At 52.0% G+C, this 16,654-nt stretch carries 14 protein-coding genes; 7 read left to right on the top strand and 7 right to left on the bottom strand.

From position 1 onward, the window contains the following. Positions 1-67: 67 nt before the first annotated feature. A complete protein-coding gene (locus tag V8L70_RS13610; RefSeq protein ID WP_336269661.1) occupies positions 68-334 on the top strand; it encodes a hypothetical protein in 267 nt (88 codons plus the stop codon). Between the two features lie 107 nt (positions 335-441). Here V8L70_RS13610 and V8L70_RS13605 read toward each other — a convergent pair whose 3' ends face one another. The 4 genes from V8L70_RS13605 to V8L70_RS13590 form a co-directional block, all read right to left on the bottom strand. Continuing rightward, positions 442-2,247 carry an acyl-CoA dehydrogenase C-terminal domain-containing protein gene (locus V8L70_RS13605; protein WP_101146498.1) on the bottom strand — a complete coding sequence of 602 codons (1,806 nt, stop codon included), beginning with the start codon at positions 2,245-2,247 and terminating at the stop codon, positions 442-444. A gap of 257 nt (positions 2,248-2,504) precedes the next feature. Beyond that, positions 2,505-3,272 (bottom strand): SDR family NAD(P)-dependent oxidoreductase, encoded by a 768-nt coding sequence (locus V8L70_RS13600; protein ID WP_101146497.1) that lies wholly within the window; start codon positions 3,270-3,272, stop codon positions 2,505-2,507. A gap of 26 nt (positions 3,273-3,298) precedes the next feature. Further along, complete coding sequence (locus tag V8L70_RS13595; RefSeq protein WP_101146496.1) at positions 3,299-4,969, bottom strand: AMP-binding protein; 1,671 nt, start codon at positions 4,967-4,969, stop codon at positions 3,299-3,301. Positions 4,970-5,177: 208 nt separating this feature from the next. Beyond that, the gene (locus V8L70_RS13590) at positions 5,178-5,747 is read right to left on the bottom strand and encodes a TetR/AcrR family transcriptional regulator (RefSeq protein WP_101146495.1); all 570 of its coding nucleotides are present in this window, start codon (positions 5,745-5,747) and stop codon (positions 5,178-5,180) included. A gap of 126 nt (positions 5,748-5,873) precedes the next feature. On the opposite strand from V8L70_RS13590, the gene V8L70_RS13585 reads away from it, so the two are divergent. Continuing rightward, positions 5,874-7,061, top strand: a complete 1,188-nt coding sequence (locus tag V8L70_RS13585; protein ID WP_101146494.1) for an acetyl-CoA C-acyltransferase — start codon at positions 5,874-5,876, stop codon at positions 7,059-7,061. A 44-nt stretch (positions 7,062-7,105) separates the two neighbouring features. Here V8L70_RS13585 and V8L70_RS13580 read toward each other — a convergent pair whose 3' ends face one another. The 3 genes from V8L70_RS13580 to V8L70_RS13570 form a co-directional block, all read right to left on the bottom strand. Next, entirely contained in the window at positions 7,106-8,245 is a 1,140-nt protein-coding gene (locus V8L70_RS13580) for an SLC13 family permease (protein ID WP_232774868.1), read from the bottom strand. 77 nt (positions 8,246-8,322) lie between these two features. Next, entirely contained in the window at positions 8,323-10,023 is a 1,701-nt protein-coding gene (locus V8L70_RS13575; protein ID WP_101146492.1) for a methyl-accepting chemotaxis protein, read from the bottom strand. Positions 10,024-10,047: 24 nt separating this feature from the next. After that, complete coding sequence (locus V8L70_RS13570) at positions 10,048-10,461, bottom strand: arsenate reductase ArsC (protein WP_101146491.1); 414 nt, start codon at positions 10,459-10,461, stop codon at positions 10,048-10,050. Between the two features lie 150 nt (positions 10,462-10,611). On the opposite strand from V8L70_RS13570, the gene arsH reads away from it, so the two are divergent. From arsH to V8L70_RS13540, 5 genes are all read left to right on the top strand, one after another. Then, complete coding sequence (gene arsH / locus V8L70_RS13565) at positions 10,612-11,349, top strand: arsenical resistance protein ArsH (RefSeq protein WP_101146499.1); 738 nt, start codon at positions 10,612-10,614, stop codon at positions 11,347-11,349. A 13-nt stretch (positions 11,350-11,362) separates the two neighbouring features. Beyond that, positions 11,363-12,442 carry an ACR3 family arsenite efflux transporter gene (arsB, locus tag V8L70_RS13560; protein ID WP_101146490.1) on the top strand — a complete coding sequence of 360 codons (1,080 nt, stop codon included), beginning with the start codon at positions 11,363-11,365 and terminating at the stop codon, positions 12,440-12,442. Between the two features lie 12 nt (positions 12,443-12,454). After that, complete coding sequence (locus V8L70_RS13555) at positions 12,455-13,120, top strand: NADPH-dependent FMN reductase (RefSeq protein ID WP_101146489.1); 666 nt, start codon at positions 12,455-12,457, stop codon at positions 13,118-13,120. 470 nt (positions 13,121-13,590) lie between these two features. Continuing rightward, a complete protein-coding gene (locus V8L70_RS13545) occupies positions 13,591-14,109 on the top strand; it encodes an arsenate reductase (azurin) small subunit (RefSeq protein ID WP_101146488.1) in 519 nt (172 codons plus the stop codon). Positions 14,110-14,125: 16 nt separating this feature from the next. Continuing rightward, on the top strand, positions 14,126-16,606 hold the full coding sequence (locus V8L70_RS13540; protein ID WP_101146487.1) for an arsenate reductase (azurin) large subunit: 2,481 nt from the start codon (positions 14,126-14,128) through the stop codon (positions 16,604-16,606). The last annotated feature ends 48 nt before the right edge of the window (positions 16,607-16,654 follow it).

Genomic DNA, 16,654 nt, shown 5'->3' with positions numbered 1-16,654 from the left:
ATTTACATTGTCATGACCGCTTGCCTTGATATTTGGTGATTTGTCACCAACGTCAGCAAGCGCCCACATGAATTACCTGATCAAATTGTTAAAGAGCGGTTTCGCTGTGTTTGACTGGCGAACCGTTGAACTGGCTTGCCGCAGCGAGGAAGGCGTATTCTACGCATTTCCTGGTGGTTGTCAACCGCTGTATTTAGCGGGTGAAGCGAGCGACAAAACATGTGCTAACCTCCTGACAAACCAAGGCTTTTACACCTTATTCACCGCTGGTAACGCTTGGCGTCCCCGGCAGCGGATGCGTACTTTAAGGCCTCACTATCAAGATAGCAAGTAAAAGAAGTTATTGCGTATAAAAAAAGCGGCAGAAGGAAAACCTTCTGCCGCAAACCACCGATCAGAACGACTGACCAGAAAGTGCTCCTTTAACGTCTTAGCCGTTAATTAAATCTCAAAGCCCAAGCCAAAGTCTTCGCTGGAGATGGCCATCAGGCTGGAAGCGCCCGACTGAATCATTTGCGCATGCGCCTTTGTGCGCGGTAATAGCCGCTGATAATAGAAGCGAGCAGTATTCAATTTAGCAGCATAGAAGGCTTTATCTTCGCCCTCTAAAGAACCAGATGCCTGCTTGGCCGCACGAGCAAATAGGTACGCCAGCGTGACGTAGCCGGAGTACATAAGGTAATCGACGCTTGCCGCGCCTACCTCTTCGCGGTCCTGCATCGCTTTCATACCTATGCCCATGGTTAGCTCACCCCACTCTGTGTTCAGCTTTGCCAGAGGCCCGATAAACTCTTTAAGCGCCGGATTCTCTGATTCAGCCTTGCAGAACTGGTGAATCTCCTTGGTGAACACTTTCAACGACTCACCCTGACTCATAAGGACTTTACGACCCAGTAGGTCGAGCGCCTGAATACCGGTAGTGCCTTCATACAAGCGAGTAATACGCGCATCGCGTACCAGTTGCTCCATGCCCCACTCTTTAATAAAGCCATGGCCGCCATAAGTCTGAACACCCTCATTGGTGCTTTCAAAACCGACTTCGGTCAAGAACGCTTTTACAATCGGGGTTAGCAATCCCAAAAGCGTGTCGGCACGCTCTCGCTCTTCACCTGGCTGACCATGCTCTACAACATCCAGCATTTGAGCGGTGTATAGCACTAGCATACGCCCGCCTTCGGCGAAGGCTTTCTGAGTCAGCAGCATGCGTCGAACATCGGGATGGACGATAATTGGATCAGCGGGCTTCTCAGGCGCCTGCTTGCCTGACAAACCTCGCATTTGCAGGCGATCACGGGCATAGCTCAACGAATTCTGGAAGCTGGCTTCAATCAAACCCAGCCCCTGAATACCTACTCCAAGACGCGCAGCGTTCATCATGGTGAACATACACGCCAAGCCTTTATTCGGGGCGCCCACCAGATAGCCGGTTGCGCCATCGAAGTTCATCACACAGGTAGCGTTACCGTGAATACCCATTTTATGCTCTAAAGAGCCACAGCTAACACCATTGCGCTCGCCAGGATTGCCTTCGGCATCAGGCATAAACTTAGGCACCACAAATAGCGAGATACCTTTCGAGCCTTCGGGTGCATCAGGCAGTTTTGCTAGCACTAAATGGACGATATTCTCAGCCAGATTATGCTCGCCAGCAGAGATAAATATCTTGGTACCGGTAATCGCGTAAGCATCGCCTTCAGTGGGCACCGCCCGCGTTTTGATCAAGCCGAGATCGGTACCGCAATGCGATTCGGTTAAACACATCGTGCCGGTCCATACGCCCTCCACCAATTTGGTGAGGTATGTAGCCTTCTGCTCATCGGTACCGTGATGGCGCAGTGCATCCGCCGCGCCATGGGAAAGCCCTGGGTACATGCCCCATGCCAAGTTGGTTGCGCAAATCATCTCCGAAAGCAGCATGGCTAACGAATGCGGCAGCCCCTGCCCGCCATGCTCAGGATCGGCGGCCAAGCTCGGCCAGCCGCCTTCTACATATTGCTGATAGGCTTCTTTAAAACCATTTGGCGCTTTTACTTCGCCCCCTTCTAACAAGCACCCTTCTGCATCGCCGCTTTGATTAATCGGCAGCAGTACTTCGCGAGCAAAACGCGCACCTTCCTCTAAAATAGCGCTGACGACATCGGGCGATGCCTCGTCACCACCCGGCAAGCGCGCGTAGTGAGCAGGATAATCAAGCATTTCGTCCATAACGAAACGCATATCACGAATAGGGGCCTGATAAGTGGGCATCGCACTTCTCCTAAAACACTCTCCTACAACCGGGGGATCAAAAGCCGAATTATATTTTCAAAACAGAAAGCGGCTTTCAAACACATGTTTGAAAACTAGCGCGAGCGCTCAACAGAGTCAAGCGAGCGTTTGAATTTAGCGCTAAAACGCTCTACAACTTTGGTAGCTAATGCTGCAAACCTCTAATGCCAGCAATAAAAAACTCGCCAGCCAAAAGCTGACGAGCCGTCTCAATGTGATTCTATATAGCTGAAGCGTTACTGCATGCGTATGCCGCCATCTAAGCGAATGAGTTCGCCATTCAGCATTGGGTTGGTAATAATTTGCTCGGCTAATTGAGCAAACTCATCCGGCTTACCCAACCGCTTGGGAAATGGCACCGCTGCCGCTAGCGCCTGGGCAGCCTCATCGGGTATCTCGCTCATCATTGGTGTTTCAAAAACGCCTGGGGCAATTGCCATAACTCGAATGGCATGACGCGATAACTCGCGCGCCGCTGGCAAGCTCATACCCACAACGCCCGCTTTAGAGGCGCTATAAGCACACTGCCCTACCTGACCATCAAAAGCCGCAATAGAAGCAGTGTTAATAATCACCCCGCGCTCCCCGCTCTCATTAGGCGTATTTTTAGCCATCGCCGCCGCGGCGAGGCGCATTACGTTAAAGGTACCCACCAGGTTGATGTTGATGGTTTTAATGTAGCTATCTAGATCAGCCGGCTTTCCCTCACGATCAACCAACTTGGCTACGCTAACGACGCCCGCACAATGAACCACACCTGAGAGACCGCCCTTGCCACCCAGCGCTACCGCGGTATCGACCGCCTGCTGCATTTGCTCGGCAGAGGTAATGTCTGCCAAACACGCTTGAGCATGCTCCCCCAACTGCTGAGCATGTGCGTTTACACTGTCATTTAAATCGCATAAAACGACCCGAGCGCCCGCAGCCACCAAACGCTCTGCCGTTGCCGCGCCAAGACCAGAAGCGGCCCCAGTAATTAAAAAAGTACTGTCCTTAACCTGCATAACCATATTCCCTATAAGCGTTATGTTTATTTGGCTGCCTTAGCTTCTTCTGCTGCTTGGGCACGCAATTTAAAGCGCTGAATCTTGCCACTGGGGGTTTTGGGTAACTCATCGACAAACTCAATAACGCGTGGGAAAGCGTGAGTCGATAACCGCTCACGCACTCGCTGCTTGATCTCATCGGCAAGTGCTTCACTTGCCTCATAGCCTTCTCGCAGTACGACATAGGATTTGATCACTTCGCCACGGATCTCGTCTGGCTGCCCCACCGCCGCCGACTCTGCAACAGCCGGGTGTGTCATTACGCTATTCTCAACATCCGTTGGCCCCACCCGATAACCTGCGGTGGTAATAATGTCGTCGTCCCGCCCGGCAAATTGAAAGGTGCCATCTTCATTGCGGATCACAACATCCCCGGTAAGGTAATAGCCTTCTACAAAGGGATTTTTCTCCTGCCAGGTGTAACCTTGAAAGAAGTGCGCAGGTGAATTCTTGATATCCACGGCAAGCACCCCAGGCTCACCCGCAGGCAGCTCATGATACTCGGCATCCAAAATCGCCAGACGATAGCCCGGCATTGGGACGCCCATCGCACCCACATGCTTAAGGTGATCAAGTGCATGGTGGTTATTGCACGTCATGCCGGTTTCAGTTTGCCCATAATGGTCCATGACAGGACAGCCAAGCGACTTCTCAACCCAAGTGACCACTTCAGTGTTCAAAGGCTCTCCGGCTGAACTCGCTGCACGCAGCTCCAAGGTTTGATGGGCGTCATCAAACAGGCCTGATGCCTTCATCAGCCGGTAAGCGGTAGGGGCAGCGGCAAAATTGGTAATGTGGTGGCGCTTCATAAACGCCAGCGCCCCCTCAGCACTAAAGCCCGCTTCACAAAAATGGGTCGTCACACCGAGCAGCAGTGGCCCCGTGATCGCATAGTAAAGGCCATACGCCCAGCCTGGGTCAGCCATATTCCAAAAGCGGTCATCACCACGCAGGTCAATGGCGAGCTCCATATAGATCGCGAAGGCAGTCATTCCAGACAAGGGAACAGCAACACCTTTGGGCTTGCCCACGGTGCCAGAGGTAAACATTTGTAGAAAAGGTTGTTTAGGCGATAGCCTTGGCGGTTTATCGCTCATTGACGTATGCGTCAATGCAGCTTGCCAATCATGATCATCCGCATGTTCGCTGGTTGCACCACCGATTGCCAGCACGGGCGGGCACTGGCTCAAGCCATCAAACTTATAGCGATTGGCGTGATCAGTAATCACCAGCTTGGTATCTGCACGCCCTAAACGATAGTCCACGGCATCAGGACCAAAGGCAGTAAATAGAGGTTGATAAACCGCGCCAATACGCCATGTGGCGAGTACCGCAATCAAAAGCTGTGGTGACCGCGGCAACATACAAGCAATGCGATCACCTTTACCTAGCCTTTGAGCCTGAAACCAACCCGCCAATTTAGCGCTTTGCGCATCCAACTCAGCATAAGTCAGGGTGTGAACCGCCCCTTGGGTATCCTCTTGAACTAGCGCTAGCACATCGCCGCGCCCTTGGCGCACATGCCGACCACAGCAGGCTTCGAAAGCATTCAACATTCCATCCTGATGGTCATCCAGGCGAGCAATAACGCTCTTGATAGAAAAGTTTTCAAGGTAGTGCTGATAGTCGGGCAGTGATTGTGGTGTAGCTGTCATGATGGCTCTCTAATGTAGATGATCATTGTTGTTAGTAATGAGCGCAAAGCAATACAGGTAGGGCGCAGGCTAGGTCGCTAAAATTATCCGTTGACGTTAACGGAAACTTTAAGTTAAAAGCAACGCTAAAAGTAATCGTCTTAGAGAGCAAGCACTCTGATGAATTAAAGCGTTAGACGTTGGTAGGAAGCTGTATAGCGCAAGCAGTTCAAGCAGGCGGGGGCATAATCATGGCGACAAGCTCATCAGCGAGTTCATCAGGGGAACGGGGACCATTAGGATCATACCAGCGTACGGTCCAATTCAGTGCCCCGAGCACGAAGCGCGAGACCAGAAAGCGGTCTCCATGAATCAGCCCTGCTTCTAAAGCATCATCGATGACAGTAACCCACAGCGCCTCATAAGCATCGCGCAAATGACTTAAATGAGCACTTGCATCAGGATCGAGTCGACGCCACTCAAAGAGCGCCACTACATGAGCATTACGGTCAGTAAAAAGCGTTTCGAGATGGGCACGAGCCATAACGCGCAGGCGCACTTCAGGGTCAGAGGCACACTCATCCAGTGCTTTACGTGCAATTACTAAGGCGTTTTGAGTACCTTCTTCGATAACCGCTGCGAGGATTTCCTGCTTGTCTTTAAAATGATGAAACAAGCTACCAGACTTAATCCCCATTTCCTGCGCCAGCATACGCACGGTGGTGCGATCAAAGCCCTCTTGAACGAAGAGCTGGGCGGCAAGGCGCGTCAACTCCTTGCGGCGAGGTGATGCATTCATTACATTCATGTTATTTACACTAGCGCTTGCTTGGTTACTCTGGAGAAAACCACAGCACCGCCTACGGGTCAACGTATCACCCACTACGCAACCTGATAATCACAATAAATCTGAAGGAGATTGACCATGAGCAGCCCCACTGACGTTGTATTTCTCGCCGCCAAGCGCACCCCTATGGGCGGCATGATGGGCAGCCTTTCGAGCATGTCGGCACCAGAGCTTGGCGCAATCGCCATCAAAGCAGCCATTGAAGAGGCGCGCATTGACCCCGCTCTGATAAGCGAAGGCATAATGGGCTGCGTACTACCAGCAGGCGTTAAGCAGGGCCCAGCGCGCCAGGCGATGCGCCAAGCGGGCATTCCCGATGCCAATGGAGCCACCACCATCAATAAGCTGTGTGGCTCTGGTATGAAAGCCGCCATGCTTGCCCATGATTTAATCAAAGCAGGCAGCGGAGATATTTTGCTGGCGGGCGGGATGGAGTCCATGTCTAACGCCCCGCACGTGCTGACCAAAGCACGCGGCGGTTACCGGTTGGGACACGGCGAGCTTAAAGACCATATGTTTTTGGATGGGCTTGAAGACGCCGAAACGGGCAAGCTGATGGGCGTGTTTGCTCAAGATGTCGCCACAGAGCGTGGCTATACGCGCGAACGCTTGGACGATTTTGCCATTGCCTCGCTTGAGCGCGCCATAGCGGCCACTAACGCAGGCCACTTAAACGCTGAGATGGCCCCCGTCACGGTTTCCACGCGCCAGGGTGAACATCTGGTCGAGCACGACGAGCAGCCTTTCGAAGCTAAACTCGACAAAATCCGCCAGTTGCGCCCTGCTTTCGCCAAAGATGGCACCATTACCGCTGCCAACGCCAGCTCGATTTCCGATGGTGCCTCGGCGCTGATTTTGGCCAGTCAGAAAGCCGCGGATCAGCACGGTATTAAACCTTTAGCACGCATGCTCGGCCACACTACCCATTCACGCCACCCAAGTGAGTTCACTATCGCGCCGGTGGGTGCGATAGAAAAGCTGATGAAAAAGCTAGGCTGGGGCGTTAATGATGTAGATCTATTTGAGATCAACGAAGCCTTTGCCGTGGTGACACTTATGGCGATGGATGATCTAGGCCTGCCCCATGACAAGGTGAATGTTTTCGGTGGTGCCTGCGCCCAGGGCCACCCGATTGGCTCAACCGGCTCGCGCATTATTGCCACGCTGATACACGCGCTGCGCACTAAAGGCGGCAAGCGCGGCATTGCCAGCCTGTGCATCGGCGGCGGTGAAGCAACGGCGGTTGCCGTCGAGCTAATCGACTAACCCCTCCTCGCAAGGAGTTAATCCCGAGAGGTAGCGCCCTGTCGCTACAATAACAGGGCGTTTTTCCAAAACGCAGCAAACAACCAAGCAAGGCCTAACATAGGCAGAGACCAACGGTGAAACTCTGTCCAAATGCCAGGCTGACGAGCCAAGCGCAGGGCAATTAAATTAGCCATCGAGCCTATCGCCAAACCAAAGCCACCGACACTGACGCCCCAGGCAAGCGGCTGCCACTCACTCTCCTCCGCAAGTAACAGCGTTGCCGGTACGTTGGAAATAACTTGTGAAAGCAGTACACCTACGCTGATATCGCCACCGGGCCACTGGCGCATTGTATTAATTGCCTGCTGAACGACATTTAGTTCACCGATGACACTTAAATTGATGAACATTAATACGAACACTACCAGCAGCATCCAATCGATGCTGAACACCGCTCGCCGGGCCACCCATAACATCGCTAGCATTACGCCGGCCATCGCTGGCAACACCCAGCCCATGTCCACTGCAATCAAAAAAAGCGGGTAGCCGATTAGTGCCGCCCATAGTGGCTTTTTGTGCCGTATTGTTGCTGCAATAGAAGCTGACTCCAAATGTATTGACGCTTTAGGAAACGCCAAGGGAATAAGGAGCAAGAGCAGCAGCATCAAACCAACACCCAGCGGTAGCATTACCCATAGAAATTCGCCAAAGCGTAGGTCTGAAAGCTGCCATAGATAAAGGTTTTGTGGATTCCCAATCGGGCTCAGCGATGACCCCGCATTGACCGCCAGCGCTTCAAACACAATTAAACGCGCAATAGGCAGCGTTGCCATCCTGGCGAGACTAAGGGTCAGTGGCACGACAATAAACAGCGCCACGTCATTGGTGACGAAGGCAGAAAGCAGACCTGAAAACAGCACCAAACCCACCGCTAGGCGCCTTTCACCCTTCAGACGGGCCAATAACTGGCGTCCCCAGAGCGTTAAATAACCACTGAGCTCCAACGATCGGCTGAGCAGCATAAGACCGGTTAACACAGCAAGCGTGGTCCAATGCACCCGCTCAGCCATCTCCGTCAATGACTGAGGTTCCAGCCACCACAAAACGACCCATAGGCCGCTCATTGAGAGCAGCATAGGATCGTTCAGTAAACGCTGAGAGATAAAGACGACGGGCGAGATGAGCCGTTGGATCAATTGCAAAACATTAGTCGCTCAGAGAAAACCGCATGATAGCGCTGACTGCCTCTGAATAAACGCAAATTACTGTTTTTAGTATTTTAAGCAGACGTCATCACATCGGTTTGACGATGGCGCTGCCCATCAGAGCTAGGTAAAGGGGTTTGTTGATGACTAAGCTGCTCCCATTCAGGGTATTCGCCGTTATGTTCATTGATGTCAGCCAAGTTCATTCCGGGGGCTTTTTCGGCAACACTAAACTGCCCAGCATACTCGCGCATTTGCAAAGCCTCCTGGGATAAACCTTCAGCGCTCTGGGCCGCCTGGTTGACTAAGCGCATGGTTCCTTGCGTCGTCGTATCAATTTGCACCACCGCCTGATTAACCTCTTCAATGCCGCGTCGCTGCTCCTCAGAGGCATTGGCGATTTGAGTCATTAGCGTATCCACGTTACTGGCAGCCTGCATTATCGCACGAGTATGTTCACCCGCTTGCTGCGACAATACACTGCCCTGTTGGACACTCGCACTCGACGCTTCAATGCGTGATCGAATCTCGCTGGCAGCATTGGCACTGCGGGTTGCCAGCGCCCGCACTTCATTTGCCACGACTGCAAAGCCACGCCCATGCTCACCAGCACGCGCCGCTTCAACCGATGCGTTCAGCGCCAATATATTGGTTTGGAAAGCGATGCTCTCAATCATGCGGATGATGCTTTGGATCTCTTCAGAGTGATCATTGATCGCTTCCATCGTGGTAATAAACTGGGTAATGACCTCGTCACCCTGCTGCGCCTTATGGGAAACATCCGCGGTCGATTGGCTCACATGCGCCGCACTTTCCGCATTTTGATTTACCGTCGCGGTTAGCTGCTCCAGGCTCGCCGCCATTTGCTGTAAGGCAGACACTTGGGTATCGGTTTGGCTGGCCAAGAGCTGGTTCTGCTCAGTCATTTCCTGGCTGCTGCTATAGACCTGCTGGCTGCTAGCAGTAAGTCGATCGACGGTTGTCGTTAAAGCGCTCTGCATACTGGCTAGCTCACTAAACAGCTGACCAATTTCATTGGTCGAGTGAGCTGAAACGGGCGTGGATAGATCGCCTTTAGCAATACGTTGAAAATGCTCGGTAATGACTTTTAAAGGGCGAAGCACATTCTTGCGCACACCCCACACCACCACCGCCACCACTAACAGCGCGGCACCCAGCACCGCAATGACGCCCCAAAACAGTAGCGATGATACTTGCTCGTAACGTGCGAGAAGACCGTTACCCCGCTGGTTTAAGGCGTTAAAAAATGCCTCTGCACTCTGCACAAATTGCTGGCTGCTGTCATCTACCCGTGACTCTCCTGACAGGAAACCAGAGACATCCCGCTCTTCCAGCATCATCATCTGCAGACTAAGGTTATTGTTAACGAACGATTGAAAATCAGCGGCCAATTGATCAACTAACGCTTGCTGCTCAGGCTCAAAATCACTCGCCGAAAACTGCCCGAAGTTGACTGCCGCCGCATCCAACAACCGCTGAGATTCATCGATAAGTGGGGCAGGACGATCAAACGACGGGGTGCGAATTAGCTCTGCTGCACGATTCATTTGGATACGCGCACGTAATAACTGCGTGTAAGCACTATTAAGCTCACTGACCTGCGCCATGTCCCGCTGATGTAGCGACGTGAATGCATCGCGGCCAAAATGATTAGCGAATAGCCCCAATGCGCCAATCACGACGACCAAACCACTGAACGCCAAGAGCACCAGCGTCCAACTCGCCTTGACGCTTAAGTTATTGATCAATTTCATCACGACCTGCCCCTATGAGTAAGATTAAGCAGACTTATGCAGGGGCAGCCATAGCTGCAGGCGACGACGAATTTCCAATAATGCCTGCTCGTAAGCGTCTGGCTTGCCAATCAGACGCGGGTCGCGAATATCCCAGAACAGCACTTCACCCGCCTGCCCTTGCCAGTCCCGACAGGCTTGCTGAGCCTTGTCACACAGCACAATGACAAAATCGAAGGTCTCGCTCTCAAACACATCCAGCGATTTACTGCGTAAACCTTCCGTGGGTAGTCCCTGTTTTCGCAATGCATCAAGCGTCAATGCATGGGGCTCATCCGGTTCAGAACCAGCGCTAAACGATTCAAAACGATCACCTGCCATATGGCGAAGCAACGCCTCTCCCATTAAGGACCGTGCAGAGTTAGCGTTGCAAAGAAACAACACGCGGCGCTTCGACATAAGGAAATAGCCTCTAATGTAATTAATAGCTGTCACTTTACGCTGGATTCATGACGGCAATATTGCAGCTTGCAGTCGACGCTAGAAATATACGAAAAAACATATATGATAGAATCATTAACCTTAAATGGCGTTAAACAGGTAGCCCTAATGTCTTCACTCAACGATTTACCCCATCTAACCGATTTACCTAACATCGACAACGCGCTGTTTGAGCGCCCTAGCAGTGAGCACCTAGGCGTTCCACAAAGTGTCGATCATGCACCTAGAATATTGCTGTTATACGGTTCTTTGCGTGAGCGCTCGTTTAGTCGTTTAGCCGTTGAGGAAGCAGCACGCCTACTGACCGCCATGGGAGCAGAAACGAGAACTTTTGATCCTAAAGGCTTGCCGCTACCGGATGCTGAAGATGCCAGCCACCCCAAAGTTGATGAACTACGTACGTTAGCTCAGTGGTCCGAAGGCATGGTGTGGTGCTCCCCTGAACGCCATGGCGCAATGACCGGCATTATGAAAACGCAAATAGACTGGATTCCACTTTCGCTAGGCGGCGTGCGCCCGACTCAAGGCAAAACATTGGCAGTAATGCAGGTTTGTGGCGGCTCACAGTCCTTCAATACGGTCAATCAGCTGCGCATATTGGGGCGCTGGATGCGTATGCTGACGATTCCCAATCAATCGTCAGTGCCGAAAGCCTTTATGGAATTTGATGAAAACGACCGAATGAAACCCTCCCCTTTCTACGACCGTATCGTCGATGTGATGGAAGAGTTGGTGAAATTTACGCTGTTGGTGCGGGACCGCAGTGACCTGCTGACAGACCGTTATTCAGAACGTAAAGAGAGTGCTGAAGAACTCTCTAAGCGTGTTAACCAGCGCGCTATCTAATCAGGAGCTTTCCATGTCAGCACGGCAAGATATTACACCGCCCACCACTGCCGAAGGAATGGGGCTGTTTGAGCGTTACCTGACGCTTTGGGTAGCACTGGCTATTGTGGCGGGCATTTTACTCGGACAGCTCCTGCCAGCAGTACCGGAAACACTTTCCCGCTTTGAAGTAGCGCAGGTTTCCATTCCGGTCGCGGCGCTTATCTGGGCAATGATTTTCCCCATGATGGCGCAAATAGACTTCACATCACTACTCGGTGTGCGGCGCCAGCCAAAAGGTTTGATCATTACCACATCGGTGAACTGGCTGATTAAGCCTTTCACCATGTTTGCCATCTCCTGGTTCTTTCTTATGGTGGTCTTTCGGCCCTTAATTCCAGCCGAGTTAGCCAGCCAGTATTTAGCAGGCGCGATTCTGCTCGGTGCAGCACCATGTACAGCAATGGTGTTTGTGTGGAGCTATTTAACCCGCGGTGATGCGGCCTATACGCTGGTGCAGGTGGCGCTTAATGACCTGATCATGCTGTTCGCTTTCGCGCCCATCGTGGTCTTCCTCCTAGGCATCTCCAATATTCAGGTACCCTGGGATACGGTTGCCCTGTCTGTTGTGCTCTATATTGTGATCCCCCTGACGGCAGGTTATATAACGCGCCAAACCCTGATCAAAAAGCGCGGCGCAGAGTGGTACGACAACGTCTTTATGAAGCGCGTTGGCCCCATCACCCCGATTGGCTTGATCATCACCCTCGTGCTTCTATTTGCCTTCCAGGGCGAGGTGATTCTGAATAACCCGCTGCATATCGTACTCATCGCGATTCCACTGATTATTCAAACGTTTCTGATCTTCTTTATTGCCTACGGCTGGGCCAAGGCTTGGCGGGTGCCGCATAACGTTGCAGCCCCTGGCGCTATGGTCGGTGCGAGTAACTTCTTTGAACTGGCGGTCGCAGCGGCTATCGCACTGTTTGGCTTACAGTCAGGTGCCGCGCTGGCCACCGTCGTCGGCGTGCTAGTCGAAGTGCCGCTCATGCTGGCACTAGTGCGTATCGCCAATAAAACCCGCCACCATTTTCCAGCAGAAAACATTCAATAGGAAACAAATGCCATGGCTCATTATTTAATATTTCTAGGTTCGACCCGAACTAGCACACCCCCTTCCCCTGCCCGCCTTGGCGAGAGAGTAGCCAACGCCTGCGAGCGTTTGCTTTCATCACTCCCTAACACCACGGCCGAGATAATTGACCCGTTAACACTGAATTTAAGCGACCCATTCAAGCCCCACTTTGCTTATGCAAAAGCCGATGCACCGAGTGATTTATCGCAGTTGGCCGATAAAATCAGTGACGCCCATGGCTATGTAATGGTGAGCCCTGAATATAACCACTCCATGAGCCCTGCCCTGAGCCATCTGCTTAATCACTTTGGCGCGTCACTGTTTGCATTTAAACCCAGCGCTATTGTGACCTACTCGATGGGCCAGTGGGGCGGCGTGCGTGCAGCCGTTGCCATGCGTACATTTCTATCAGAGCTTGGCTGCTTGCCGGTGTCGGCCATGGTACATATACCCAAAGCCCAGGATGCGCTGAGTGAAGACGGTCACTTTGCCCAGAATCAGGAGCGTTGGGAGAGCTATTTTGGCCGAACACTAGGTCAACTAATGTGGTGGGCAGAAGCCACCGCTAGCTATAAAAACCAAGTTGACCCAACGAAAGTATCGCCCGCTTTTAAAACCGTTCCTGCCCAGCGTAATGCGCCTGGTAGTGAATCGTGAGGTCTCCATGCCTGTCATACTATTTATCACAATCCCAACTGCACTACATCGCGCAATATGCTGACAATAATCAAAGCTTCTGGGAAAAAAACCAGAGGTGATTCATTATTTGCAAATGAAACGCTGCTAATTATCAGCTATTCCTGCAGTCTGCAAACGAACTTGCCTTAGATCCCGCTTCAACTGACATAGCCATCTGACATAGCCATCTGGCCCAAGTTTGGTCATGGGCTTCCCTGATGAGTGCGTCATTGCATTGATAAATAGCGGGTAAGAAAGTGAAATACACAAAGAACTCATCAGAATTTCAGCAAACCTAAGTCTGAAATTGATATAGCAGTGATGAGTTATTCTGTCTTGCGCGTCTGTCAGGGCAGAACTACGCTATATTTCGGCTTAACAAATTCGGATAACCATATATAACTCCCCCCAGCTAGGGCTTCTCGACAATAACAATGGAGTGTCAAACGATGACACGCTTGAGTCGCCGCACCTTTCTTAAGTTAACCGGCAGCAGTGCCGCCCTGGGTACTCTTTCGCTGGCCCCCATCACTCAGGCGGAGCAAGGCAATCCCTCTGCCGCGGGTAACACAAACCTGCCCTACCCAAATGAGGTGATCGCCCGACTTAGCGAGTTGACGGTCAACCAACCGCTTTACTTCACTTACCCCGACATCCACTCACCCTGCGTGGTAATCCGCAGAGACCGTGAAGTTAAAGGAGGCGTGGGGCCGAACAAAGACGTAGTGGCTTTCAGCACACAATGCACCCATATGGGCTGTCCAGTGAGCTACGACCAGGAGGCTGAAACTTTCAAATGCCCCTGTCATTACAGCATATTCGATCCCGATAACATTGGTCAGATGGTGATTGGGCAAGCGACCGAGAATTTGCCGCGAATCATTCTGGAGTATGACGAGGCTGAAGATGCCCTGAGGGCGGTGTCGATTGATGGTCTTATCTATGGCCGTCAGGCCAATATCATCTGATTCGGGAGTATCAAAAATGTCACAATTTAAAGACCGTATTCCTCTGCCTCCAGTGAATGCTCAAAAGACCAATATGGCCTGTCACTTCTGCATTGTTGGCTGCGGGTACCATGTCTATAAATGGCCTGCCAATCAAGAAGGCGGCAGAGCGGCTAACCAGAATGCGCTAGGGCTCGACTTCACTCAACAGCTACCAGCCATGCAGCTAACCATGACCCCCGCCATGGTTAATCGGATACAAGAGCACGATGGCCGTGAATACAGTATCATGATCGTTCCTGATAAGGAGTGCAGCGTCAATAAAGGGTTATCCTCAACGCGTGGCGGCCAAATGGCCAGTGTGATGTACTCGAAAGGAACCCCCATCAGCGAGCGTCGCCTCAAATATCCCATGATCTACACTGGGGACGATTGGTCAGACACCCATTGGGAACATGCCATGGCTCTATATGCTGGCTTGACCCAACGTATCCTCGATAATGACGGGCCGGATCAACTGTTTTTCAATCTCTTCGATCATGGCGGCGCTGGCGGCGGCTTCGAGAACACCTGGGCTACCGGCAAACTAATTTTTGAGGGCATACAGTCAAAAATGGTGCGTATTCACAATCGTCCTGCCTACAACTCAGAATGCCACGCCAGCCGCGACATGGGCATTGGCGAGCTCAATAATAGTTACGAGGATGCAGAGGTGGCCGATGTTATCTTTTCCATCGGCGGAAACTCTTATGAAACTCAGTCTAACTGGTTCCTGGCCCACTGGGAGCCGAATCTAAGCGGGTCTAACATCGCTAAAAAGCGGGAATGGTTTCCTGGCGAGTCAGTAAGCAAAGGTAAGGTTATTCTAGTCGACCCCCGACGCACCCCTACTGTCGCTATCTGTGAAACGATTGCTGGGAAGGAGAATGTTCTGCATTTAGCAATCCAACCAGGTACAGATACTGCCTTATTCAATGGGCTGGTGACCTATGTGGTAGACCAAGGGTGGCAAGATCAAGCCTTTATCGACGAACACACCAGTGGTTTCGAGGAAATGCTAGCTGCCAATCGCATGGGACTGGACGAGTGTAGTCGCATCACCGGCGTGAGTCGGGCCGATATCGTTAAGGCCGCCGAGTGGGCCTATAAACCTAAGGCCAGTGGCCATGCCCCACGTACCATGCATGCCTATGAGAAAGGCGTGATCTGGGGAAATGACAACTATCGGATTCAGTCCGCAATCGTCAATCTGGCTGTGGCTACCCACAATGTAGGTCAACGCGGCACCGGCGTGGTTCGTATGGGCGGTCACCAGGAGGGCTATGTGCGCCCACCCTACCCCGGCGGACGCCCAGCACCTTATATTGATCAAGAGCTGATCAAAGGTAACGGCATGATGTTGACGGTGTGGGCCTGCAATGCGTTTCAAACCACCATCAATGCCGAGACTTACCGGCAGGTCATCAAGCGTCGTGCTTCCATTGTTAACCAAGCGCTGGCCGAAGCGAGAGGCGTCACTTCTCAAGAAGATTTGATCGATATTGTCTATGATGCTGTCAAGAATAAGGGCGGTCTATTTATCGTAGATATCGATCTTTACCGCACCAAGTTTGCCGAATATTCACATATGGTTTTACCAGCCACCCATCCGGGCGAAATGAACCTGACCTCTATGAACGGTGAGCGTCGGCTTCGGCTGTCTGAACGCTTTATGGATCCTCCCGGCATCGCTAAGCCTGATTGTCTCATTGCCGCCGATATGGCTAACGCTCTAAAGCAACGTTATGAATCCGTAGGTAACGCTACGATGGCCGAGCGTTTCGCTGGATTTGACTGGATGACCGAGGAGGATGCCTTCAACGACGGTTTCCGCATGGCGCATGAAAAGGAAATTGATAGCCAAGGCGGGCCTACAGGACACTTAGCCACCTATGAAAGATTGCGTGTGGCTGGCAATAATGGCGTCCAACTTCCCATCAAAGAGTATCGGGATGGCAAGCTCATTGGCACCGAGATGCTCTATACCGACAATAATTTCAGTACCGACGATGGCAAGGCTCATTTCCAGTCATCACCCTGGAACGGTTTCCCCGACGTGGTTCAGCAGCAGAAAGCGTCTTATGACTTCTGGATCAATAACGGAAGAACGAATCATATCTGGCAAACGGCTTACCACGACCAATACCTGGCTTTCCGCAAAGGCCGCTACCCGATGGCACCAATAGAAATCCACCCACGGGATGCCCAGGATTTAGGCATTGCCAATGGCGATATCGTAGAGGTCTATAACAACTACGGCTCGACCACCGCCATGGCCTATTTGGAGCCCGACTTGGAACAAGGCCAGGTATTTATGATGTTTGGCTACCCTAATGGGGTACAGGGTGATGTCATCAGCGATTGGACAGACAGAAACCATATCCCCTATTACAAAGGCACCTGGGCGAATCTTCGTCGGATAGGGTCAAACCCCGCTTACCTTCGTGATGCAACCTTCAAACGTCGACGCTATAGCTAGGGTAAGGAACTCCGGGGCTGCCTCAAAAAACCGCCGAGGATAGTGTGT

The sequence above is a fragment of the Vreelandella arctica genome, from assembly GCF_037070215.1.
Lineage (GTDB): Bacteria > Pseudomonadota > Gammaproteobacteria > Pseudomonadales > Halomonadaceae > Vreelandella > Vreelandella arctica.
Note: the sequence above shows the minus strand (reverse complement) of the source record. Positions and strands in the feature narration are given on the sequence as shown.